This is a genomic window from Stappia sp. ABD4_338 (assembly GCF_056312175.1).
Genome location: NZ_CM149982.1, coordinates 940,431 through 961,710, shown reverse-complemented (window position 1 = coordinate 961,710; position 21,280 = coordinate 940,431). Strand labels below are relative to the sequence as shown.

Below are 21,280 nucleotides of genomic sequence, written 5' to 3'. Positions count from 1 at the left end.
GACGCCTTTTACATCTGGATTGGGTGAACGCTGAGGTTCTGTTCGAGACGCTCGAGCATGAGTTCCGCAACCTTGATATCCTGCGGTTCGTCGATCTCGACCACTTCCTCGTCGCTCGTTTCGAAAAAGCTGATACGCCCGGTCAAGCGGCATCCGGTGGAAAGAAACGACCTTGTCCGGAAGAGGTAGAAGTTCCCGGTCTCGCGATAGTACCGATTCTCGGGCGGTATCTGCTGGCGCATCAACCGGTTGTGCGGATCGTAGAGCGGTTCGGGCTCCGGCAGGTTGCGCCAGATGTAGTTGCGAATGAGGCGCGCCGAGAACAGCGAGTCGAATCCGCCTTCCTCGAAATGACGGAATGCATCGGCAAGAGTGTCGAGACGGCGCACGGGAGAGGTCACCTGCGGGAAAAGAACGCTGTCCGGCATCTCGTCACGACAAAGATGGTGCAGGGCGTGATGCAAGGCGTCCTCGGCTGGCGAGGTATCGGTGGCGAACTCGGCCGGACGCAGGGCCGGCACCCTCGCCCCAAGCGCCCTTGCCGTCTCCGCGATTTCCTCGCTATCGGTGGACACCACGACATCTCGAACAAAGCCCGCGTTTCGGGCAGCCTCGATCGTCCAGGCAATCAATGGTTTTCCGAACACCGGCACGAGGTTCTTTTTCGGAATCCCCTTGGACCCTCCTCGCGCCAGCACGATCGCATCACAGCTCATTCGATCTTTCCCGCGAAAACGGTCACGAAGGACCCCCAGAATGCGGGCGAAATGCCACTCTGCGGAGCACACATCCGCTCCCAGGCCTCATCCGTGGCGAAACGCGTCCCGAAAAAGGGATACTCCACCCGCTCGACCCTGAAGCCGGTGTCTCGCAACAGACGCACCAGGGAATCGTCACTGAAAAGGCTGACATGGGTCGGGTCTTGCAGCAAGCGGAAGCGGTCTCCGAACAAACGGGCAGCAGGACTGGCGAAATTCGGCGTTCCGACAATGAATGTGCCGCCCGGAGCCAGCGCGTCATGCGCCAGTTCTACAAAGCCCACCGGATCCTCAAGGTGTTCAATGACATGATGCGCAATCATCACATCGACTGAGGCGGGCGCGAAACGGCCTGGCTCAAGAACACCTCGGATGGTGTCGGCCCCGCTGCGCTCTTTGGTGATGGCGACAGAGCGTTCAGACGGGTCTAGACCAATGCGCTCGTGGCGTTTGTCGATTTGCTCCAGAAGTTCGCCCAGTCCGCAGCCGACATCGACGACGCGTCCCGTCGGCCGCGCGTTTACCGCCTCCGCGATATAGGCGACATCCCTCTTGCGCTGCTCCCTCTCTGTGGCCAGGTCCCTGACATTGCCGTCCGGGTCGGGCTTTTCCGCCCAGTATTCATCTTCACGGATACGCGCCGGATAGGGCACGAAGTAGTCGCAGGTCCCGTAAAGTGCCAGACAACGGTCGATAATCGAGGTCATGGGTCTACTCCGGTCGCGCCGATGAAAGGTGCGATGCGGTCATGATAGGCGCGCAGACTTGCACGCTCCCTGTTCCGGATTTCCAAAAGCCGAGCCTTGACCGACGCCGAATCGCGCAAGTCCGCAGCGAGCCGGTCGAAAAGAGGCCCCATATCCGTTCCGTGGGACCACGAAAAGCACCGGTCGGAGAGCCCGTAGGCTTCATACTGGCCTTCAATCTTGTGGTGGGTCGAGATCCCAAGCACCGGCGTGCCAAACCCCATGCTTGCAAGGTTGGCATGATAGCGCATGGCAACCACCACCTCGGCTTTGCGGTAGAGGTCAAAGGCAGCGGACCAGCCCGCTTCGCCCTGCGCGAAGGCCGCAACCCCAACCCGCTGGCGGCGCAGCGGATCTTCCATGGCATCGAGCACGGCACCGATCGGCCCATAGTCACTATGGATGTGCGGCACGAAGATACAGCAAAGGTCCGGATCGTCTTTCAGGATGTCACCGATCCCCTGCGCAAGCGAGCGTGCGAACGCCGTGACTGCATCCTCCCCACCAGCGCCTGCATACCGCATGTCGGGCATGTCGCCCGCCAGATTGACCGCAATGAAGCGTTGCCCGTCCGTAGGAACCGCGTGGGAGGTGGTAGACGGTTCGGCAAACAGTCCGCCATCCGCGACAATATCCATCTGTGCGGCGTAGCCAGGCCCCAGGTGTGTGTCGAGAAGGTCACGAGCTCCATCGTTGCGCAGAGAAAAGCGGCAATTCTCACGCATCAGCATATCGTCCAGAAACGCCCTGGTGCGCGCGACAGCCGTCGCATTCACGCCCCGGGTCGCATCACAACCGAGACCGTGAAAAAGAACCGGAACACGGATTTTGGAGAACAGCGCCGGCGTCACATCCAGATAGGTGCCGGATACGGTGTTTTCACGCCAAAGCTGAAACAGGCTGAAACCGCCGATAACGAGAAGGTCGGCAGAATTGGCTTCCTCAACGAAACTGTCGTCGAAAGAACGCTCCCGCCAGTGAATGAACTTGCGAACCTCCACCGGCAAATGCCGGAGATCGCGCGGCAGATCCTCCGCCCGAGTGCGATACTCGCCGTCATGCATGGCGTTGTCGCCGATGTTGCCGACAAAGGAGGCGAGATGCAGCACGGAAAGCGGCCGATGACCGGCCGCCCCCTTCATGCTCACGACGTCACCAGCGTATCCTTGCGACGCAGCTTCTCCATTACCGGCCGCTCGCGCGGATAGATCTGAAGCACGCCATCTCCCCGGCAGGTCTCGGCCAGGCGGATGCCGGCCACCATCGCGGCCATCTGCTCCGGATCGATCGAGGCCGCCTGGTCGGACCCCCACATGGACCGGTCGAGCGTGAAGTGCCGCTCCACCGACACCGCCCCGTGCGCAACCGCGAGAATGCTCGGCAGAATTCCGTCTTCATGGCCGGAATAGCCGATCCGCAGATGCGGGAACGCCGACTTGAGCGTTGCAATACCGGACAGGTTGATCTCCTCGGGAAGCGAGGGATACGTCGAGGTGCAATGATAGAGACACGCGATCTTGCCGCCGGCCGCCTCGATCACGCCCACGGCCGCGCGGACCATCGACAGGTCGCACATGCCCGTGGACACGAGAAGCGGCACGCCGGAGCGCGCGCAGTGCTCGATCAATCCCACATCGGTAATCGAGGCGGAAGCGATCTTGAGATAGGGAACGTCGAGCGCGGTGAGGAAGTCGACGGAGGCCTCGTCCCAGGGGGAGGCAAACCACGCGATACCGAGGTCGGCGCAGAACGCCCTGATCTTCTCGTATCCGGCCTGTCCGAACTCCAGACCGCGCTTCAGGTCGCCGTTGGTCTCGCCAAGCGGTGACTTTCTCGGCCGCTCAAGTTCGTCGGCCGTATAGACCACGTCGACGGTGCGCTTCTGGAACTTGACCGCGTCACATCCGGCCGCCTTGGCCTTGCGGATCATCTCGAGCGCCAGATCGAGGTCGCCGTTGTGGTTGATCCCGATCTCGGCAACCACTGCGCACCTGTCGGAAGTAAACAAGGTCATCGCGTTCTTGTCTCGGATTGCGCGCCCGGCACGGCCGGCCGCATGTACATCGCTCGTCCGGTTTCCCAAGGCACCCCTGCCCCGCCTCCGCAGTTCCTCCCGTCCGTGGCCGGGGCCCGGGTGTGCCTGCAAGAGCGCGCCGGCTGTTGCCGGACCCATGACATGCGCTTGAGAGGAAAGAGCTTTTGTATCGGCAGGCTGTCCGGTCGGGCCCTGTCGAGGTTCGCGTCCGAGTATCGCTCTTTCCGCCCGATTCGGCGAGACCTTTTTCCCCAGGCGGAACAGCCTGCCGATGCCCGGTCGAACCACTAACGTTCCGTTTACCTTACTCCGGGTTAACCATATGATTTTACTGCTTATTTATTTGAGAAAACGCAGAGTGACCAGGCAACGAGGATGCGTTGCGTCTGTAAGTTACCAGAAAGGTACACACAATGAGCGTCACTCTTTCCGCCGGTGTGCGGCAGAACCTTCTGACCCTTCAGAAGACCGCCGACATGATGTCGTCGACCCAGAACCGTCTTGCCACCGGCAAGAAGGTCAACTCGGCCCTCGACAATCCGACGAACTTCTTTACCTCGCAGTCTCTTGGCTCGCGCGCCAACGAGCTGTCGAGCCTGCTTGACGGCATCTCCAACGCCACCAAGACGCTGGAAGCGGCTGACAACGGTATCAAGTCGATCACGAAGCTCGTCGAGAGCGCCCAGTCGACTGCCCGTCAGGCCCTTCAGGACGGCGGCGCCGGTGCCGGCACGGTCGTCGAGAGCTCCTCGTCGATCTCAACGAATGGTCTCACGCCGCAGGCGGGCGAGTCCATCCAGGACCAGGCAAAGCGCCAGACCCTGTCGAACCTCGGCTTCTCGGCCGGTGACACGATCACCATCGAGGCCACCGACACGGCAACGGGCACCGTTTCCAATATCGAGATCACCGTCGGCACCACCCAGAAGGTGGATGGCACGGGTCCGGTCGCGTCCGTTCAGGACGTCGTCGATGTCGTCAACAACAGTGGCGTTGCCGCTGCCGAGGTGACCGACGCCGGTAAGCTGAAGATCACCGGTTCGGACACGGACACGCTGAACCTGTCGATCGTCGACACGGGCGGTGACGCCTCCACGGCGACCACCCAGGCGACCTCGCTGGCGGCTTCGCTCGGCTTCGGTACCAACTCCAACGTCGACCTCTCCGACCCTGCGGACGGTGACTATGTCGACGCTGGCGAGACCGCGGTGACCTTCACCGACGGTGCCACCGCCGGTGCCGCCGACACCCTGTCGATCACCACCCAGGCCAACCCGGCTGCGAACTCCTCTTCCCGTCAGAAGCTGGTGTCGCAGTTCAACGAGATCCTGGGCCAGATCGACAAGCTGGCCGCCGACTCCAGCTACAACGGCGTCAACCTCATCGACTCCTCCTCGTCGAAGCTCACCGTGGCCTTCAACGAGAAGCGCGATGCGACCAACAAGTCGGAGCTCACCATCTCCGGCAGGGATTTGACGTCGTCCGGCCTCGGCCTGACCAATGCCTCGAGCCTGAGCAACGACGAGGCGAATGCCGCGCTCGACTCGCTCTCGAACGCACTGTCCACGCTGCGCGAGTCGTCCTCGACCTTCGGTTCGAACCTGAACACGGTCTCGATCCGCGAGGACTTCACCAAGGACCTGATCAACACCCTGCAGACGGGTGCCGACAACCTGGTGCTCGCCGACACCAACGAGGAAGGCGCCAACCTTCTCGCCCTGCAGACCCGTCAGTCGCTGTCCACGACGGCCCTGTCGCTGTCTTCGCAGGCCGACCAGGCGGTCCTGCGTCTCCTCTAAGGTCTTCGGACGCAACGGCTACAAAGGGCGGCGGGCATCGACTCGCCGCCCTTTTTTGCATCCCTTGCCATATGGTTAACAAGTCCTTTGTTTAACAACACTATTTCGCAACCAACGTAGCCTCCGATTAACCTTAATTTAGCCTTTCGGGACCAATCTGGCGTCGAGCCTCAGGACGAAGCTCCCCATTCGATTTGGACAGCCTGAAAGGATTTCCGTATGTCCGACATCACCCTCTCCGCAGGTGTGCGCACGAATCTTCTGACTCTGCAGAACACCGCCGACATGATGGCCACCACGCAGAACCGTCTTGCCACCGGCAAGAAGGTCAACTCGGCCCTCGACAATCCGACGAACTTCTTCACGTCGCAGAACCTGAGCGCCCGCGCCAACGACCTGAACAACCTGCTCGACGGCATCGGCAACGCCATCAAGACGATCGAGGCCGCCGACAACGGCATCACCGCGATCACCAAGCTCGTTGAGAGCGCCCAGTCGACCGCCCGTCAGGCCCTTCAGGACGGCGGCGCCGGTGCCGGCACGATCGTCGAGAGTTCCTCGTCGATCTCCACCAACGGCCTGACCCCGGTCTCCGGCGAGTCCATCCAGGACCAGGCAAAGCGCCAGACCCTGTCGAACCTCGGCTTCGCGGCCGGTGACACGATCTCCATCCAGTCGACCGACACCTCGACGGGCGCGGTGTCCAATATCGAGATCACCGTCGGCACCACCCAGAAGGTGGATGGCACGGGTCCGGTCGCATCCGTTCAGGACGTGCTCGACGTCGTCAACGCCTCGGGTGTCGTGACGGCCGAAGTGACCGACGCCGGCAAGCTCAAGCTCACCGGTTCGGACACGGACACGCTGAACCTCTCGATCGTCGACACGGGCGGTGACGCCTCCACGGCAACCACCCAGGCGACCTCGCTGGCAGCCTCGCTCGGCTTCGGTACCAACTCCAACGTCGACCTCTCCGACCCCGCGGACGGTGACTATGTCGACGCTGGCGAGACCGCGGTGACCTTCACCGACGGTGCATCCGCCGGTGCCGCCGACACCCTGTCGATCACGACCCAGGCCAATCCGGCTGCGAACTCCTCTTCCCGCCAGAAGCTGGTGTCGCAGTTCAACAACATCCTGGAGCAGATCGACAAGCTGGCCGAGGACGCGTCCTTCAACGGCGTGAACCTCATCAACTCGTCGTCGTCCAAGCTGACCGTTGCCTTCAACGAGAAGCGCGATGCCGCGACCAAGTCCGAGCTGAGCCTGACGGGTGAGGACCTCACCTCTTCCGGCCTCAACATCACCACGGTCTCGAGCCTGTCCGACTCCGAGGCGAACGCCTCGCTCGACCAGCTCTCCGAGGCCCTGATCACCCTGCGCGAGGCCGGCTCCAAGTTCGGTTCCAACCTCTCCACGGTCCAGATCCGCAAGGACTACACCAAGGCATCGATCAACACCCTGCAGACGGGTGCCGACAACCTGGTGCTCGCCGACACCAACGAGGAAGGCGCCAACCTGCTCGCCCTGCAGACGCGCCAGCAGCTCTCGACCACCGCCCTGTCCATGGCCTCCCAGGCCGACCAGGCGGTCCTGCGTCTCTTCTAAGGCGCTGGAGCCGGCCGGCGACGCGACTCGCGCCGCCGGTCGGGACGACTCACTTTACCGACATCAAGGCCCGCGAGTCGCGACTCGCGGGCTTTTTGCGTCTTGCACGCCCCCGAACCACCTCGCCAGCTCGCATCAGCTTTCGCCGGCAACCCACTGGAATCCTGTAATTCCCGGTAACCTTCCTTGCCGCTTCCTAAATTTCCGCAAGATGCGAAATGCCCGTTAACCACTTGTTAAAGATAAATGCAGAGCATGGTTAACGAACCTTAATATGGGGCAGCCCGCGATAGGGGCGTCGCAAGAGGAATTGCACATGTCCGACATCACGCTTTCATCCGGCGTGCGTCAGAACCTGCTGACGCTCCAGCAGACGGCAGACCTGATGAACCTCACGCAGAACCGTCTTGCCACCGGCAAGAAGGTCAACTCTGCTCTCGACAATCCGACGAACTTCTTCACGTCGCAGTCGCTCAGCGCCCGGGCCAACGACCTGAACAACCTGCTCGACGGCATCGGCAACGCGATCAAGACGATCGAGGCCGCCGACAACGGCATCACCGCGATCACCAAGCTCGTCGAGAGCGCCCAGTCGACCGCCCGTCAGGCCCTGCAGGACGGCGGCGCCGGTGCCGGCACGGTCGTCGAGAGCTCCTCCTCGATCTCCACCAACGGCCTGACCCCGGTCGCCGGCGAGTCCATCCAGGACCAGGCCAAGCGCCAGACGCTTGCGAACCTCGGCTTTGCCGCCGGTGACACGATCGACATCCAGACGACCAATTCCGATACCGGAACGGTCTCCAACATCAACATCACCGTCGGCACCACCCAGAAGGTGGACGGCACGGGTCCGGTCTCGACCGTTCAGGACGTGCTCGACGTCATCAACGCCTCGGGTGTCGTGACAGCCGAAGTGACCGACGCCGGCAAGTTCAAGATCACCGGCTCCGATGCCGAGACGGTCAACATGTCGATCGTCGACACGGGCGGCGACGCCTCCACGGCAACGACCCAGGCGACCTCGCTGGCCGCTTCGCTCGGCTTCGGCACCAACTCCAGCGTCGATCTCTCCGATCCCGCGGATGGTGACTATGTCGACGCTGGCGAGACCGCGGTGACCTTCACCGACGGCGCATCCGCCGGTGCCGCCGACACCCTGTCGATCACGGCACAGGCCAATCCGGCTTCGAACTCGTCGTCCCGCCAGAAGCTGGTGTCGCAGTTCAACAACATCCTGGAGCAGATCGACAAGCTGGCCGAGGATGCCTCCTTCAACGGCATCAACCTCATCAACTCGTCGTCGTCCAAGCTGACCGTTGCCTTCAACGAGAAGCGCGATGCCGCGACCAAGTCCGAGCTGAAGCTGCAGGGCGAGGACCTCACCTCCTCCGGCCTCAACATCACCCGGACCTCGAGCCTGTCCGACTCCGAGGCGAACAACGCCCTCGACGAGCTCTCCGAGGCTCTGATCACCCTGCGCGAGGCCGGTTCCAAGTTCGGCTCCAGCCTCTCCACGGTCCAGATCCGCCAGGATTTCACCAAGGCCGCCATCAACACCCTGCAGACGGGTGCCGACAACCTGGTGCTGGCAGACTCCAACGAGGAAGGCGCCAACCTTCTGGCCCTGCAGACCCGCCAGCAGCTCTCGACCACGGCCCTGTCGCTGTCGTCGCAGGCCGATCAGGCGGTGCTCAGCCTCTTCTAAGGCGCAAGTACGCCGGAAGTATTTCAAGGGCGGCGGCCTTAGTCGTCGCCCTTTTTATTTCCGAAAAAGAGTTCATACTTGCACGAGTCATTGAAGCATGAGACGCTAAATCATGGCACTGAAGATCGAATTGCGCCCGAGAGAGAGGTTCATCGTCGGCTCCACGGTCATCACCAACGGAGACCACAGGACCCATATATTCATCGAGGGTACCGAGCCGATCCTTCGGGAAAAGGACATTTACACCGCCGAGACTGCGAACACGCCAGCCAAACGGATCTATCTGGCGGTCCAGCTCATGTACCTGAACCAGGACATAAAGCGGCACAGACAGATTTACTTTGAGCTGATCAACGACCTGATACAGGCCGCGCCCTCCACGATCGCACTGGTGGACGCCATCAACAATGAGATCTTAACCGGGTCTCTCTACGCTGCTCTTCGTCGGGCAAGGGATCTGGTCGAGTACGAACGGGAACTGATCGCACATGCACAATCTGGCATCCGCAGCATACCAGCAGACAACCCAGAAGACGGCAACGCCGCGTGAGCTCGAGGCCACGCTGCTGCTGAAGGCGGCTGCGCGCCTTCAGGCCGTCAAGGACGACTGGGGTGACACGAAGCCTGTCACGCTGGACGAGGCTCTCTCCTACAACCGCCGTCTGTGGACGATCCTCGCGACCTCGGTCACGAGCAACGACAATCCGCTGCCGGTCGAGATCAAGCAGAATCTCGGCTCTCTCGGCGCCTTCATCCTCAAGCACACGCTTGACGTGATGACGAACCCGAGCCCGGACCGTCTTACGACGCTGATCCAGATCAACCGCAACATCGCCCTGGGGCTGCGCGGAAACTGACTACACGCGGGGGCAGAATGCCTCCCGGAATGATCGCCAGATTGACCGAATTGAACTGGTGCAGGTTCGACAGAATGTCCCGACGAACGAAACGCCGGCCCCGCAAGGAGGCCGGCGTTTTCGTTTCCGCGCCGGTCTCTCCTGCCTGTCCCCTGCCCTAACGATCGCGGCAACCCCCTGCCTCGAATGCCGGGACGTCCAGGGAGTGGCCCCAAGCGGTTCCAGTTCCCCCTCCCCTGTATGCCGCCCCTGAAACGCAAAACGGCCCCGGGAAAGCCCGGAGCCGCGGAGCGCGTCGTCGCTGTTTGGAGCCCTCAGGGCTCCTGGAGGCATCTACAGGTAGTTGGACAGTGTCAGCCCCAGCGAGATGCTGGTGGCCTGGTAGCTGATTTCCAGGGAGGTCCGGAGCGACAGGAACTTCATCGCCACCTCCTCCTTGTTGATGCCCTCGATCTCCTCGACCGTGCCTTTCAGCATGCTCTCTTCCACCTGGAAGCGGCTTTCCGCGTCCACGACGGCGCGCTGCGCGGCCGCGAACTCCATGTGATTGGACCGGATGCCCGAGGCATCGGCACCTTCGGGCGTCAGCTCGTTGTAGGAACGCTCCGCCATCGCCTTGTAGAAGGCCTGGTTGTCCGGGTTCGCCTCGCTGAAGTCGGAGGCAACGAACGCCGCCAGTGACTGCACGACAGAGCGGTAGCCGTCCTCGTTGGCCCGCGCCCCATAGTTCACGGTCAGGTTCTCGTCGACCTTGGAGCGGGTGTCCTGACGCGGGTTGCCGGGACCATTGTCACCCGCATACCAGGCAACCGTGTCCGCCGTTCCGTCACGCAAGCCGGTCGCGGTGGTGAAGTCGACCGGAGGACCGGCGCTCGGCACCACCCGCGCAAGCGGCTGATAGCCCGGAGGCGCGGGAGACTTGGGCGCCGTGTCGAACACCGCCTCGGTCGCGCGCATGGTCGAGGCCGCCTTCAGATCGGTGTTCGCGGCCTCGGTCATCGCCTGATCGAGGGCCGTCTGGAAATTGGCGGCCGTGTCCGCGACGGTGGCCCCGCGCGGGAAGGTGAACTCCGCATCGGTCTCGGTGCCCGCAACCGCGATCTTTACTTCGGTCTGGGTGCCGTCCGGAAGGTTCATGAACACGCGGATCGCCTCGCCGGGCTCCGGCTGGCCGGTGAAGTCCACGGCCAGTGACGCGGGAGGACCGGCCGTCTGCGTCACATTCGCATTGGTGATGCCCGAAGCGAAGCTGTCGATCTTGAAGCCGAACGGATGTGCGCCGTCTTCAGCCAGGGTGACCTGCGTGCCGGCCAGCGCCGTCGTCGTGCGTCCGTTGCCGAGCGCGCCGAGGTCCGCCTGATTGTATTCGTTGATCACGGTCTTCAGGCCGGCGAAGTTGCCGTCGCCTTCCATGATGTAGTCGAGGCTTTCCACCGGCAGCGTATCGGCGGTCTTGCCGGAGAAGATGTAGCGCCCGCCCACATCCGTGTTCAGATGCGCCATGAACTCGCGCAGCGACACTTCGGCTGACGTCTGCGACGATGTCCGCCCGTTGCTGAACAGCTCGAAATTGTTCTGGTCGGTGGATGCCTTCGCCTCGATGCGGATCGCCTCGAGGCGCTCGCTGGTCTTGTCGAGGGTGTCGAGCCGCAAGCTCGCGATGTCGATGGTCTGCTTGAACACACCGATCTGCGAGAGCTGCTGCTTGAGGGAGAGATCGAGCACCCGCTCGGAGCCAAGGCCGCCATAGGTGGTGGAAACCTTGCCCGTCCCCAATTGCTGCTGCAGCGTGCTCATCTGCGAGCGCAGGTTGGTCAGGTAGCTGACCTGCTTGGGCGGGAGAAGGCCGCCGTAGGCGTTGATGGCCATGGTCTTAGCTCCGCATCAGAATATCGTAGAGCTCGCGGACGACCTGCATCACGCGGGCATTGGCCGCATAGGCGTTCTGCAGGGTCACGAGCTGGGCCAGTTCCTGGTCGACGTTCACCTTGGAGGAGTCGTCCAGACGTGACTTGAGGTTGGAGGTCACCACGTCCTGTCCGGTCGCGGCCGCCTTGGCTTGAGCGGCCTTGCCCGACTGGTGCGAGACGCTCGCCGTGACGAGTTCGGAGATCGTGCCCTTGAAGATCGAGTTGTTGCCGCCGATCCGCGTTGCCGGCGAGACGGCCACCTCCGCCTTCTGCAGCCGGTCGAGGATCGCCTGCGGGCGCGCCGGATCGCCATTGGCGACATCGGGCGTATACTCGACGAGCAGCGAGGGATTGTCGAGCAGCTCCTGCGAGACACGGATGCGCGAGGCAAAGCCGGTCACGTTCGGCCGACCGTCGTTCATGCCGGTGTAGGTGGAGCCGTCATCGTCGGTAAAGAGGGCGAAAGCATCCGAATGGGACGACGAATCCGTCACCGTCTCGTGTGCGCTGGCCGAAACCATCCGCGTTGCGGCCGGGTTCGTGCTCTCCATGCGCAGCGTCGAACCGGCCGGATTGGAAAAATTCAGGAGGCCCGGCCCCAAACGGCTATCGCCATCGACCGCTGCCTGGATGTTCGCCGCGATGGTGGCGCTGTTGCCCGAGGAGAAGTCCACCGCAAGGAAGATGTCGTCCGGGTCACGGGTCGCCGTCAGCGCCGGGTCTTCCGTCCCGTCACTGCGGTAGACGGTGACCGACTTGGTGCGCCCCGTGGCGACGTCCTTGACGTCGAAGGTCAGGCTGTCGCCCGGCTGCATGTTGGCGAGATCCAGCTCGAAACCGGTCTGGGTGCCGGTGGCCGGATAAGGCGTGCCTTCCTGCTCATGGGTGGAGAACGCCCGCGCCATGGAGGCGGCGAGCTCATCGAGCTGTGCCTGGGCATCGGGCAGGATCTGGTCGCGCATGTTGACCAGCCCGAGCAACGAGCCGCTCTTGAGCGAACGTGTCGAAAGCAGGTCGATCTGGCTGCCTTCTGCGTTTTCCAGCACGAGTGTGCCGACCCCCCGGTCGGCACTGTTGATGTCGTAGGTCGTATTGGCGTTGATATTGCCACGGCCGTCGAACTTCAGCTTCATCACATCGACGTCGTAGAGCATCGTGCCACCACTCGTGTGGATGCGCACGCCGCCCTGCTCGGTCGGCTTGACCTCGATGTCCATGTAGGTGGACAGCTCTTCCAGCATCACGTCGCGCTGGTCCATCAGGCCGACGGGCTGATCGCCGTCCTGGCTGGCGGCCACGATCTGGCGGTCGATTTCCTTGATGCTGGAAAGCAGATCATTGACCCTGTTCACCTGCTCGCCAATCGTCGACTCCACCGTCTGCCGCATGTTCTGGATGTCGGAGGACATGGAGTTGAGCGTGTTGGCGAGTGTCTGCGCCGTGCGCAGGACCTCCAGGCGATAGCTCTCATCCTCGGGTCCGGAGGCGAGATTGGACATGGAGGCGATGAAATTGTTCACGCCGCTCGCGATCGAGCCCGAATCCTCGATCGTGCCGAAAATGCTGTCGAGCCGCGCGGTATACTCCTGCGCGACGCTCGCATAGCTCTGCTGGGCAAGGGACGTTCGATACTGCCCCTGGACGGCGAGGTCCAGGAAACGGCTCATGCTGTTCGTGTCGACGCCCGTGATACGGCCGTTGCCATCGTAGGTGGCCGAAGCCGAAATCGACTTGCGCGTGTAGCCAACCGTATCGGAATTGGCGAGATTGGCCGCCGTTACGTCGAGCTGGCGCTGGTTGAATCCCAGCCCGAGCAATGCCGTATTGAGTGCGCTACCCAGTCCCATCGCCGCATCCGACCCTGTTGTCTTGTGCCAGGCCGCCCGGCCTCGCGCGGCCGGGCGGCATCAGTTCACGTTCGATCAGCGGATCATGCTGATTGCTTCCTGCAGCATCTGATCGCTCGAAGTGACGATCTTCGTGTTTGCGGAATACGCCTGCTGGGTGACGATCAGCTGCGAGAACTGGTCGGCGATGTCGGCGTTCGACGCCTCCAGCCGCTTGCCCACGATCTTGCCCGTCGCGCCCGCGATCGGCTCACCGGATTCCGGCGTCACCTCGAAGGCACCGCCGTCCTTGCGCTCCAGCCAGGACTCGCCCGAGAAGGAGACCATGGCGATCTCGTAAAGCTCGCGTGTCCGGCCGTTGGAGTAGGTGGCCACGAGACGACCGGCCTCGGACACGGTCACGCCGGCGAGATCACCCGAGGGATAACCGTTCTGGGTGAGCTTGGAGATCTTGGCCGCGCCGTTGCTGTCCGAGTACTGGGTCAGCGCGGAGGTGCCGAAGTCCAGCGTCGTGTCGCCAACCGCTTCACCGTCCACGGAAAGACCCGTGATGGTCATCTGGTCGTTGTTCGGCACGAGCAACTGACCGCCGGTGGTGCCGGACGAGGAGAACTGGGCGTCGGAGATCTTGGTCCACTTCGGGTTCGCGCCCGTCGCGTCGGAATCCGTCAGATAGTAGAGCGACCAGGTGTCGTTCTGCGAGCCATCGGACTCGAACGTCTTGGCCCAGCGCATCTGAACGTTCACGGGCGTGCCGCTCGAGTTGTAGACGGTGATCGCCTCGCCGGCGATGGACGAGTTGAGGAACAGCGCCTCGTCATCCGCACTGATCGCATCAACGCCAACGATCTCGCCGGCCGCTGCGGCATCGGGAGCCGCACCGGTGGAGGCCTTGGTCAGCGTCGCATCCAGAAGGTCGGAACCGCCGGCAAGCTTGGCGCTGGTCTGCGGCACCGTGGGCAGGTTGCCCTCATAGCTGATCCGGTCGGTCTGAACAGCCGGGATCACGGACGTGTCGATCGTCATGATCTCGGGCACCGAGCCCGACACGTTCTTCGTCACCGGATCGATCGGCTGCCCCATGAGGTAGTAGCCGGCCTTGTTGACCAGACGACCTTCCTTGTCGATCTCGAAATCGCCACGGCGCGTGTAGAGGTCGTTGCCGGTGAAGATGGAACGTCCGTCGACTTCGCCGGCGCGCGCCTGAACGACGAAATACCCCGAGCCCTGGATGGCCATGTAGGTGTTGACGTCGACCTGCTGGAGATCACCCTGAAGGCCGTTGGTCGCCCGCGAACTGGCCGAGACCGTACCCGCGATCTGACCGGTCTGGGCGCCGGAGCCGCCACCGACCAGATCGGAGAAGGACGTGTCGAGCCGCTTGTAACCCGTCGTCGACGCGTTCGCGATGTTGCCGGAGATGTTCTCCAGCGCGTAAGCCTGCGCGGTCAGGCCCGAAACCGCCGCATTCAATGCACCAAAAACACCCATGTGAACCTCCAGACGGATGTAGCCCTTCGCCGGCGACTTCGCGGGGCCGGCCTCGCCAGGTGGTTCGCAAGGCTCGTGCCAAACGTTAGAGATCAATCAAACCATTGAAATATCTACGTCAGGCTCTGGAGCACACCCTTCAGGAGCGTGCCGGGCGGCAGGATTGACCTGCCCCGGCCCGGCAACAACTGCCGCCCGGAAGGCGTGGACGGAGCACTCTTGCGCGCCTGGGGGTTGCCACATACTGTTCGCGGCGACTTGAACAGACACGGGGTCATAGATGCGTTTCGAGGGCACGTCGGACTATGTCGCGACCGAGGATCTGCGCATTGCAGTCAATGCGGCAATCGCGCTGGAGCGCCCGCTCCTGGTCAAGGGCGAACCGGGCACGGGCAAGACGGTGCTCGCCCAGGAAATCGCCGAGGCTCTCGGCTCCCGGCTGATCGAATGGCACATCAAGTCGACGACCAAGGCGCAGCAGGGCCTCTATGAATATGACGCGGTGTCCCGACTGCGCGACAGCCAGCTCGGCGACGACCGGGTGCACGACATCGCCAACTACATCCGCAAGGGCAAGCTGTGGGAGGCCTTCGTCGCTCCCGAGCGCCCGGTGCTGCTGATCGACGAGATCGACAAGGCGGACATCGAGTTCCCCAACGACCTCCTTCAGGAGCTCGACCGGATGGAGTTCCATGTCTACGAAACCGGCGAGATGGTGAGCGCCCGCCAGCGCCCCGTGGTGATCATCACCTCCAATAACGAGAAGGAGCTGCCCGACGCCTTCCTGCGTCGCTGCTTCTTTCACTACATCTCCTTTCCCGACGCGGACACCATGCGCCAGATCGTCGAGGTTCACTTCCCCGGCCTGAAGGACAGGCTTCTGTCGGAAGCGTTGAAAACCTTCTATGATGTAAGGGACACGCCGGGCCTGAAGAAGAAGCCCTCGACCTCGGAACTTCTGGATTGGGTGAAGCTTCTTCTCAACGAGGACATCGACCCGGCCACGTTGCGCGAGCGCGATGCCAACAAGCTGATTCCACCGCTTCATGGCGCGCTGCTCAAGAACGAGCAGGACGTGCATCTTTTCGAGCGACTGGCCTTCCTCAATCGCCGTGACGGGCGCTGAGCACAGGCTGGAACCAGTCAGGACCGGGACCATGGCCCGCAGGAGGATGTCACTAGCCGCTATCGCGCCCAGCGCCGCTTGCACGCGGCGCCTCGCGCGGGTGGCTGTGCTGTGCCTTGCCACGATGGCCGGCGGTCAGGCCGTTCTGGCCCAGTCCGCTTCAGGTGCCCCAGGCATGTCCAACGCCGGATGGAAGAACGTCACAGCGGGAATGCACCATTTCACCGGCCTCACCTGCCCTGACCGCATGGGTGCGCTCAACCGCCTGCAGGTGCTGGCCAGCTCTCCCGACCGGATAGCGGGCTGCGTCTATCAGAGTGACACCGGCATCTCCGCCGTCCTGCGCAGCCATCCGGTCGGCACGAGTGCAAAGGCGGCCCGCGCCTTCGAGGAACGCTTCGCCGCGTCCGGCTTCAAGCGCCTGTCCACGAGCGGAATCGCCGCGAACGGCATCTCGTTCCGCACAGGCGAGGATCGCGCGGGGACCCGCTGCGAGACGCTCTGGCGCTTTCGGGCCAGGAATGCCGATTACACCTTGTGGATGTCCTATACGCTGCCCCTGCAGGAAATGGCCGTGGGCCCGATCGTCGAGGCGTTCGCGGGCCAACTCGCCGACAAGAGCCCCTGATCCGGGCCAGCGTGTGCGGCTTCCCTCCCCCCGGTACCGTTCTCATTCCGGTCGTGGGCAACTCTCCAGCCGCTCGCCGTCCGTCTTCTCCGTTTCCGGCCGCTGGTCGAAATCGCGCAAAAGAGGCACGAAACGGCCGAACTCCGCCGCCTCCAGATAGGTCGAGACCAGAACGGGACCGGGCGTACCGACAACGCACCCCGTGACAAGGACGCTCAGCGTTCCCAGCCGGCCCGCGCGCTCGTCAGCGGCACATGGCCACACGCTGCCTACAGTCTTCACAAGGTGATGACGTCGCTTCAATTGAAGCGCGAACACGCGCATGGGCGTCCTCCCGACCGTCGAGTAACATCATTATTGACGATCATTTTTTATTGTGAAACGATAATTTTATAAACGAAAACCTGAAAGGCCATCGTATGCTCGTTCCCCCTTCCGACGCCTCGGCAGCGCGGCTTGCCCGTATCGTCCGCCTCAGCCGGATCATGGCCGGCGTTCTCCTTGTGATGATTGCCGGCCTGCCCGTGCTTCTGGTGCTGGTCGCGGTCTTCGGCTCCGGAGGCGTCGACGGCCTGTTGCTCGAGGCCCTGAACGCTCCGGCCACCGGATCTCTTGACGCCACGAGCCGCACCGCGCTGCTGCTTCTGGCTGCGGTGCCGCTGGGACTGACCCTTTGCGGCCTCGAAATCCTGCGCCGGCTGTTTCTGGCCTTTGCGCAAGGCGACATCCTGGTCCCTGCAAGCGGTCTTCGGCTGAAGCGCATCGGCATCGTCGTCGCCTGTCTCGCTCCCGTGACGATCCTCACGCGCGCCGCGGCCAGTGTTGCCGCCACCTGGTCGAACCCGCCGGGCATGCGCGAGCTTGCCGTGGGCTTCGGATCCAGCGACCTGCTTGCCATCATTGCGGGAATGCTGCTCGTGATCCTCGGCTGGGCGCTGGAGGAGGCCGCCCGTGTTGCTGACGAGAACCGCCAGTTCGTGTAAGGAAGCCCCATGCCGATCATCATCAATCTCGATGTCATGCTGGCGCGGCGGAAGATGCGCTCACGCGAACTGGCCGAACGCATCGGCATCACCGAGCAGAACGTCTCGCTTCTCAAGTCGGGCAAGGTGAAGGGCGTCCGCTTCGACACGCTCGAACGCATCTGCGAGGTTCTTGAGTGCCAGCCCGGCGACCTGCTCGAATATCGACCAAACGATCCCGCCGCCACGCCCTTGGGTGTGGGCCCATAAGCGAGATGGGTCCGGTTTGTTCGCCAGGGTCGGATACGAGGCGCAAGCCTGCAGGAAACCGTCCGGTTTTCAAAGGCTGGCAACGCTGTTGCCCGGCCCTGGCCGGGCAAATCCCGAAGGGACGTGAAAACGGCTTCGATCTGCGGCGTCGAAGCCCTTGGCCGGGCGGAAGCCCCGCCCGGCGCGCTTCTCCTTGCACCTCCTTACCGTTTTCACGCCGGACATGCCTCGTTTGTGGGTCCACGCCCTAAGGTGCAAGACGCGACCCGCCGGCTGTGGTTAGATCCCGCAGGATCATGCGCCGCGGGTCGCGACGCCCACCGCTCTTGGAGAAGCCAGATGTTGCGATTGCTCGTGCTCCGCCATGCAAAGTCCGACTGGACCAGCGGGGCATCGCGCGACTTCGACCGGCCGCTGAACGCGCGCGGACGCAAGGCCGCGCCCCTCGTCGGCGCCCATATGGCAACCCATGGGCTCACGCCCGACAAGATCCTGTGTTCGCCCGCCCTGCGCACCCGCCAGACGCTCGAGCTGGTGTTGCCGCACCTTCCCCCACCGGCGGAAACGGACACGCCCCAGGCGCTGTATGACGACGGCGACCTCGGTTATCTCGACATCCTGCAGACCCAGGGCGGCGACGCCCGTTGCCTCATGGTTGTCGGCCACAATCCCGCCTGCCAGGACACCGTCCTGGAACTTGCCGGCCAGAGCGAACGCGGCCTTCTCGATGCCGTCATGCGCAAGTATCCGACCGCCACGCTCGCCGTGCTGGATCTCGCCGTCGGGGACTGGCGCGACGTTCGCCCCGGCTGCGCCCGCCTGGCCGCCCTTGCCCAGCCCCGCCACCTGCCGGCGCCCGATCGCCTTTCCGCCCTTCCCGACAGTGTCTGACGGGCCGAACTTGCACGCCCGACGGCCCCTCCCCACATGGCGGTGCGGAGAAAGACATTGACGCAAGACACCTTCCTGACGCGTTTCGGCGACGATCTTCGCCACTCGTTCGAGAACCTGACCGATGCCGTCGGCGACCTTGGCACGCCCTCCGTCCGCCTTGGCGTGACGGGCCTGTCGCGTGCCGGCAAGACCGTCTTCATCACGGCACTGGTCCACAATCTCGTTCACGGCGGGCGCCTGCCCCTGTTCGAGGCGGCGTCCCAGGGACGCGTCGCCGGTGCGCGGCTCGAACCCCAGCCCGACGACGAGGTGCCCCGTTTCGACGTCGAGGCCCATGTCTCCACCCTGCTCGACGAACGGCTCTGGCCCCAGTCGACGCGGCAGATCTCCGAGCTGCGCCTGACCATCGACTATGAGTCCGCGAGCTTCTTCAACCGCGCGCTCGGACGCGGGCGCCTGCACCTCGACATCGTCGACTATCCCGGCGAATGGCTCCTCGACCTGCCACTTCTGGGCAAGGACTACCGCACCTTCGCCGGGGAGGCGGTCGGGCGGGCCCGCGCCGACGGGCGCCATGCCATCGCCGCCGACTATCTGCGCGAGCTGCAATCCGTCGACCCGCTTGCCCCTGCGCAGGAGGCCGACGCACGCCGCCTTGCCGAACTCTACACGCGTTTCCTTGCCGCCTGCCGGGCGGACGAACACGCGCTGTCCATGCTGCCGCCGGGCCGCTTTCTCATGCCCGGCGACCTGGAAGGCTCCCCGGCGCTGACCTTCGCGCCGCTGGACCTGTCGGCCCACGAGGGAGCCCTGCCCGCCGGCTCGCTCGCGGCAATGATGGAGCGCCGCTACGAGAGCTACCGCAAGCATGTGGTGCGCCCCTTCTTTCGCGATCACTTCGCCCGCCTCGACCGGCAGATCGTGCTCGTCGACGCCCTGAACGCGCTGAACGCCGGTCCAGAGGCGCTTGCGGACCTGGAAACCGCGCTCGCCGAGATCCTGGCCGCCTTCCGCCCCGGCCGCGTGTCGCGGCTGTTTTCGGTTTTCGTGCGCCGGATCGATCGGATCCTCTTCGCCGCGACCAAGGCGGACCACCTCAACCGCGCCGACCACGACCGCCTCGAGGCGGTGCTTCGCCGCCTCGTCGCACGCGCGATCGAACGGGCCGAGTACAGCGGCGCGGAGGTCGACGTGCTGGCTCTTGCCGCGATCCGCGCCACACGCGAGGCGACGCTTACCCATGACGGCGAAGCCATGCCGGCGATCCTCGGCACACCGCTTGCCGGCGAGCGGGTCGATGGCGAGACCTATGACGGAAAGACCGAGATCGCCCTCTTTCCGGGAGACCTTCCCGACGATCCCGAAAGGCTGTTCGCCAGCGGCGCGGCTCCAGCCGGGGCCGGCGTGCGCTACGTGCGCTTCCGTCCGCCAGAGCTCCAGCGGACCGCCGAGGGCATGACGCTCTCCCTCCCCCACATCCGCCTTGATCGTGCCCTTCAGTTCCTGATCGGAGACCGGCTCGCATGAGCGAACGCCCCCGCGACGACACCGTCAGAAAGCCCCGCGCGCCTCGTGCCGTGCGCCTCGACACCGTGCGGCCCGGCGGTGGCGGGCCGCGTGTCGAGGAGAGCGTCGAACCACAGACCGACGCACACGCCTTCGATGCCGGACAAGAGGCTAGGGCGCTGCCGCAACGGCGTGGCATCCACTGGGGACGCTGGCTCATGGCCGGGCTCGGTGGCCTCGCCTCACTCGCCGTGGGCATCTCGGTCGACGCGCTCATTCGCGACCTTTTCTCGCGCACGGACTGGCTGGGCTGGCTCGGCGTGGCGCTTGCGGCACTGGCCGTTCTGGCGGCTTTCGGACTGGTCCTGCGCGAGGTCTTCGGCCTCATGCGCTTGCGCAGGATCGACGACACCCGCGTAACGCTTGCAAGCGCCGCCGAAGCGGACGACGAACGCACGGCCCGCAAGGGTCTGGGAGACCTCGTCGCGCTCTATGGCGACCGCCCGGACACCGCCGGCGGCCGTGCGGCCCTGAAGGCCCATCTCGCGGAGGTCATCGACGGGCGCGATCTCGTCCGCCTTGCCGAACGCGAGCTGCTCGCGCCGCTCGACGCACGCGCGGTGCGCATCGTGCGCGACAGCGTCAAGCGCGTGTCCGTGGTCACGGCCGTCTCTCCGCGCGCGGCGCTCGATCTCGCCGTGGTGCTTCTTGAAAACCTGCGCATCATGCGCCGGCTGGCCACCCTCTACGGCGGACGCCCGGGCTTTTTCGGCTTCCTCCGCCTTGCCCGCCACGTCGCGGCCCATCTGGCGATGACGGGCGGCATGGCGGCCGGCGACAGCCTCGTCTCCCAGTTGCTGGGCCACGGAATCGCGGCACGGCTTTCGGCCCGTCTGGGCGAAGGCGTCATCAACGGCCTTTTGACCGCCCGTGTCGGCATTGCCGCCATCGCCGTGTGCCGCCCCGCGCCCTTTGTCGATGGCGGCGGCCCCGCCGTTTCCGATGTCATGGGAGAACTCTTCCGCTCCGATCCCGAGGCACGCGCCCTGATCGAGACGGCCGAAGGGCGCCGCGAGGCGCCAAGGACACCTTGAGGCCGGAAGAAATTCAGGGCGAGCAATTTTGACTCCTGCAATTC

20 protein-coding genes are annotated in these 21,280 nt (G+C 64.0%); 12 read left to right on the top strand and 8 right to left on the bottom strand.

All coding sequences use genetic code 11. The annotated features are described in order from the left end of the window. Positions 1-8: 8 nt before the first annotated feature. From ACYX4S_RS04230 to ACYX4S_RS04215, 4 genes are read right to left on the bottom strand one after another with little or no spacing between them, the layout of a single operon-like run. Positions 9-716: an acylneuraminate cytidylyltransferase family protein gene (locus ACYX4S_RS04230; RefSeq protein ID WP_476362013.1), complete on the bottom strand. Its 708-nt coding sequence runs from the start codon at positions 714-716 to the stop codon at positions 9-11. Beyond that, positions 713-1,465, bottom strand: a complete 753-nt coding sequence (locus tag ACYX4S_RS04225; protein ID WP_476362012.1) for a class I SAM-dependent methyltransferase — start codon at positions 1,463-1,465, stop codon at positions 713-715. Before ACYX4S_RS04225 ends, ACYX4S_RS04230 begins: the two co-directional genes overlap by 4 nt. After that, positions 1,462-2,646 (bottom strand): polysaccharide pyruvyl transferase family protein, encoded by a 1,185-nt coding sequence (locus ACYX4S_RS04220; RefSeq protein WP_476362814.1) that lies wholly within the window; start codon positions 2,644-2,646, stop codon positions 1,462-1,464. The genes ACYX4S_RS04225 and ACYX4S_RS04220 overlap by 4 nt, the downstream gene beginning before the upstream one ends. Before the next feature lie 2 nt (positions 2,647-2,648). After that, positions 2,649-3,518: an N-acetylneuraminate synthase family protein gene (locus tag ACYX4S_RS04215; protein ID WP_476362011.1), complete on the bottom strand. Its 870-nt coding sequence runs from the start codon at positions 3,516-3,518 to the stop codon at positions 2,649-2,651. Positions 3,519-3,952: 434 nt separating this feature from the next. Here ACYX4S_RS04215 and ACYX4S_RS04210 point away from each other — a divergent pair, with 434 nt between their 5' ends. The 5 genes from ACYX4S_RS04210 to flaF all read left to right on the top strand — a co-directional run bounded on the left by ACYX4S_RS04210 (position 3,953) and on the right by flaF (position 9,508). Beyond that, positions 3,953-5,338, top strand: a complete 1,386-nt coding sequence (locus ACYX4S_RS04210) for a flagellin N-terminal helical domain-containing protein (RefSeq protein WP_476362010.1) — start codon at positions 3,953-3,955, stop codon at positions 5,336-5,338. 219 nt (positions 5,339-5,557) lie between these two features. After that, entirely contained in the window at positions 5,558-6,946 is a 1,389-nt protein-coding gene (locus ACYX4S_RS04205) for a flagellin N-terminal helical domain-containing protein (RefSeq protein ID WP_476362009.1), read from the top strand. Positions 6,947-7,262: 316 nt separating this feature from the next. Then, on the top strand, positions 7,263-8,651 hold the full coding sequence (locus tag ACYX4S_RS04200; protein WP_476362008.1) for a flagellin N-terminal helical domain-containing protein: 1,389 nt from the start codon (positions 7,263-7,265) through the stop codon (positions 8,649-8,651). Between the two features lie 112 nt (positions 8,652-8,763). Continuing rightward, positions 8,764-9,201, top strand: a complete 438-nt coding sequence (gene flbT / locus ACYX4S_RS04195) for a flagellar biosynthesis repressor FlbT (protein ID WP_476362007.1) — start codon at positions 8,764-8,766, stop codon at positions 9,199-9,201. Beyond that, positions 9,140-9,508, top strand: a complete 369-nt coding sequence (gene flaF, locus ACYX4S_RS04190; RefSeq protein WP_293723942.1) for a flagellar biosynthesis regulator FlaF — start codon at positions 9,140-9,142, stop codon at positions 9,506-9,508. The genes flbT and flaF overlap by 62 nt, the downstream gene beginning before the upstream one ends. A 333-nt stretch (positions 9,509-9,841) precedes the next feature. Here the strand turns inward: flaF and ACYX4S_RS04185 are convergent, their stop codons facing one another. The 3 genes from ACYX4S_RS04185 to ACYX4S_RS04175 all read right to left on the bottom strand — a co-directional run bounded on the left by ACYX4S_RS04185 (position 9,842) and on the right by ACYX4S_RS04175 (position 14,756). Continuing rightward, positions 9,842-11,377, bottom strand: a complete 1,536-nt coding sequence (locus tag ACYX4S_RS04185; protein WP_476362006.1) for a flagellin — start codon at positions 11,375-11,377, stop codon at positions 9,842-9,844. 4 nt (positions 11,378-11,381) lie between these two features. After that, on the bottom strand, positions 11,382-13,265 hold the full coding sequence (gene flgK / locus ACYX4S_RS04180; protein WP_476362005.1) for a flagellar hook-associated protein FlgK: 1,884 nt from the start codon (positions 13,263-13,265) through the stop codon (positions 11,382-11,384). Between the two features lie 75 nt (positions 13,266-13,340). After that, positions 13,341-14,756: a flagellar hook protein FlgE gene (locus tag ACYX4S_RS04175; protein WP_476362004.1), complete on the bottom strand. Its 1,416-nt coding sequence runs from the start codon at positions 14,754-14,756 to the stop codon at positions 13,341-13,343. A 280-nt stretch (positions 14,757-15,036) separates the two neighbouring features. Between ACYX4S_RS04175 and ACYX4S_RS04170 the strand changes: the two genes are divergently transcribed. Beyond that, on the top strand, positions 15,037-15,882 hold the full coding sequence (locus ACYX4S_RS04170; RefSeq protein ID WP_476362003.1) for an AAA family ATPase: 846 nt from the start codon (positions 15,037-15,039) through the stop codon (positions 15,880-15,882). Positions 15,883-15,928: 46 nt separating this feature from the next. Further along, positions 15,929-16,510, top strand: a complete 582-nt coding sequence (locus ACYX4S_RS04165) for a hypothetical protein (RefSeq protein ID WP_476362002.1) — start codon at positions 15,929-15,931, stop codon at positions 16,508-16,510. Between the two features lie 42 nt (positions 16,511-16,552). Here the strand turns inward: ACYX4S_RS04165 and ACYX4S_RS04160 are convergent, their stop codons facing one another. Continuing rightward, complete coding sequence (locus tag ACYX4S_RS04160; protein WP_476362001.1) at positions 16,553-16,834, bottom strand: hypothetical protein; 282 nt, start codon at positions 16,832-16,834, stop codon at positions 16,553-16,555. A 95-nt stretch (positions 16,835-16,929) separates the two neighbouring features. Here ACYX4S_RS04160 and ACYX4S_RS04155 point away from each other — a divergent pair, with 95 nt between their 5' ends. The 5 genes from ACYX4S_RS04155 to ACYX4S_RS04135 all read left to right on the top strand — a co-directional run bounded on the left by ACYX4S_RS04155 (position 16,930) and on the right by ACYX4S_RS04135 (position 21,236). Then, the gene (locus tag ACYX4S_RS04155; protein ID WP_476362000.1) at positions 16,930-17,493 is read left to right on the top strand and encodes a hypothetical protein; all 564 of its coding nucleotides are present in this window, start codon (positions 16,930-16,932) and stop codon (positions 17,491-17,493) included. A gap of 9 nt (positions 17,494-17,502) precedes the next feature. After that, a complete protein-coding gene (locus ACYX4S_RS04150) occupies positions 17,503-17,742 on the top strand; it encodes a helix-turn-helix domain-containing protein (protein ID WP_476361999.1) in 240 nt (79 codons plus the stop codon). 339 nt (positions 17,743-18,081) lie between these two features. Next, positions 18,082-18,633 carry a SixA phosphatase family protein gene (locus ACYX4S_RS04145; protein WP_476361998.1) on the top strand — a complete coding sequence of 184 codons (552 nt, stop codon included), beginning with the start codon at positions 18,082-18,084 and terminating at the stop codon, positions 18,631-18,633. Between the two features lie 57 nt (positions 18,634-18,690). Next, a complete protein-coding gene (locus tag ACYX4S_RS04140) occupies positions 18,691-20,163 on the top strand; it encodes a YcjX family GTP-binding protein (protein ID WP_476361997.1) in 1,473 nt (490 codons plus the stop codon). Then, positions 20,160-21,236, top strand: a complete 1,077-nt coding sequence (locus ACYX4S_RS04135; protein WP_476361996.1) for a YcjF family protein — start codon at positions 20,160-20,162, stop codon at positions 21,234-21,236. Before ACYX4S_RS04140 ends, ACYX4S_RS04135 begins: the two co-directional genes overlap by 4 nt. Positions 21,237-21,280 lie beyond the last annotated feature (44 nt).

What these genes read in the sequence shown, in the direction of transcription:
- ACYX4S_RS04175 (WP_476362004.1), bottom strand. Translation starts at nt 14,756, where the DNA reads ATGGGTGTTTTTGGTGCATTGAATGCGGCGGTTTCGGGCCTGACCGCG.
- ACYX4S_RS04215 (WP_476362011.1), bottom strand. Translation starts at nt 3,518, where the DNA reads ATGACCTTGTTTACTTCCGACAGGTGCGCAGTGGTTGCCGAGATCGGG.
- ACYX4S_RS04225 (WP_476362012.1), bottom strand. Translation starts at nt 1,465, where the DNA reads ATGACCTCGATTATCGACCGTTGTCTGGCACTTTACGGGACCTGCGAC.
- ACYX4S_RS04155 (WP_476362000.1), top strand. Translation starts at nt 16,930, where the DNA reads ATGCTCGTTCCCCCTTCCGACGCCTCGGCAGCGCGGCTTGCCCGTATC.
- ACYX4S_RS04210 (WP_476362010.1), top strand. Translation starts at nt 3,953, where the DNA reads ATGAGCGTCACTCTTTCCGCCGGTGTGCGGCAGAACCTTCTGACCCTT.
- ACYX4S_RS04230 (WP_476362013.1), bottom strand. Translation starts at nt 716, where the DNA reads ATGAGCTGTGATGCGATCGTGCTGGCGCGAGGAGGGTCCAAGGGGATT.
- ACYX4S_RS04145 (WP_476361998.1), top strand. Translation starts at nt 18,082, where the DNA reads ATGTTGCGATTGCTCGTGCTCCGCCATGCAAAGTCCGACTGGACCAGC.
- ACYX4S_RS04150 (WP_476361999.1), top strand. Translation starts at nt 17,503, where the DNA reads ATGCCGATCATCATCAATCTCGATGTCATGCTGGCGCGGCGGAAGATG.
- ACYX4S_RS04165 (WP_476362002.1), top strand. Translation starts at nt 15,929, where the DNA reads ATGTCACTAGCCGCTATCGCGCCCAGCGCCGCTTGCACGCGGCGCCTC.
- flbT (WP_476362007.1), top strand. Translation starts at nt 8,764, where the DNA reads ATGGCACTGAAGATCGAATTGCGCCCGAGAGAGAGGTTCATCGTCGGC.
- ACYX4S_RS04170 (WP_476362003.1), top strand. Translation starts at nt 15,037, where the DNA reads ATGCGTTTCGAGGGCACGTCGGACTATGTCGCGACCGAGGATCTGCGC.
- ACYX4S_RS04220 (WP_476362814.1), bottom strand. Translation starts at nt 2,646, where the DNA reads ATGAAGGGGGCGGCCGGTCATCGGCCGCTTTCCGTGCTGCATCTCGCC.
- ACYX4S_RS04200 (WP_476362008.1), top strand. Translation starts at nt 7,263, where the DNA reads ATGTCCGACATCACGCTTTCATCCGGCGTGCGTCAGAACCTGCTGACG.
- ACYX4S_RS04205 (WP_476362009.1), top strand. Translation starts at nt 5,558, where the DNA reads ATGTCCGACATCACCCTCTCCGCAGGTGTGCGCACGAATCTTCTGACT.
- flaF (WP_293723942.1), top strand. Translation starts at nt 9,140, where the DNA reads ATGCACAATCTGGCATCCGCAGCATACCAGCAGACAACCCAGAAGACG.
- ACYX4S_RS04160 (WP_476362001.1), bottom strand. Translation starts at nt 16,834, where the DNA reads ATGCGCGTGTTCGCGCTTCAATTGAAGCGACGTCATCACCTTGTGAAG.
- ACYX4S_RS04135 (WP_476361996.1), top strand. Translation starts at nt 20,160, where the DNA reads ATGAGCGAACGCCCCCGCGACGACACCGTCAGAAAGCCCCGCGCGCCT.
- flgK (WP_476362005.1), bottom strand. Translation starts at nt 13,265, where the DNA reads ATGGGACTGGGTAGCGCACTCAATACGGCATTGCTCGGGCTGGGATTC.
- ACYX4S_RS04185 (WP_476362006.1), bottom strand. Translation starts at nt 11,377, where the DNA reads ATGGCCATCAACGCCTACGGCGGCCTTCTCCCGCCCAAGCAGGTCAGC.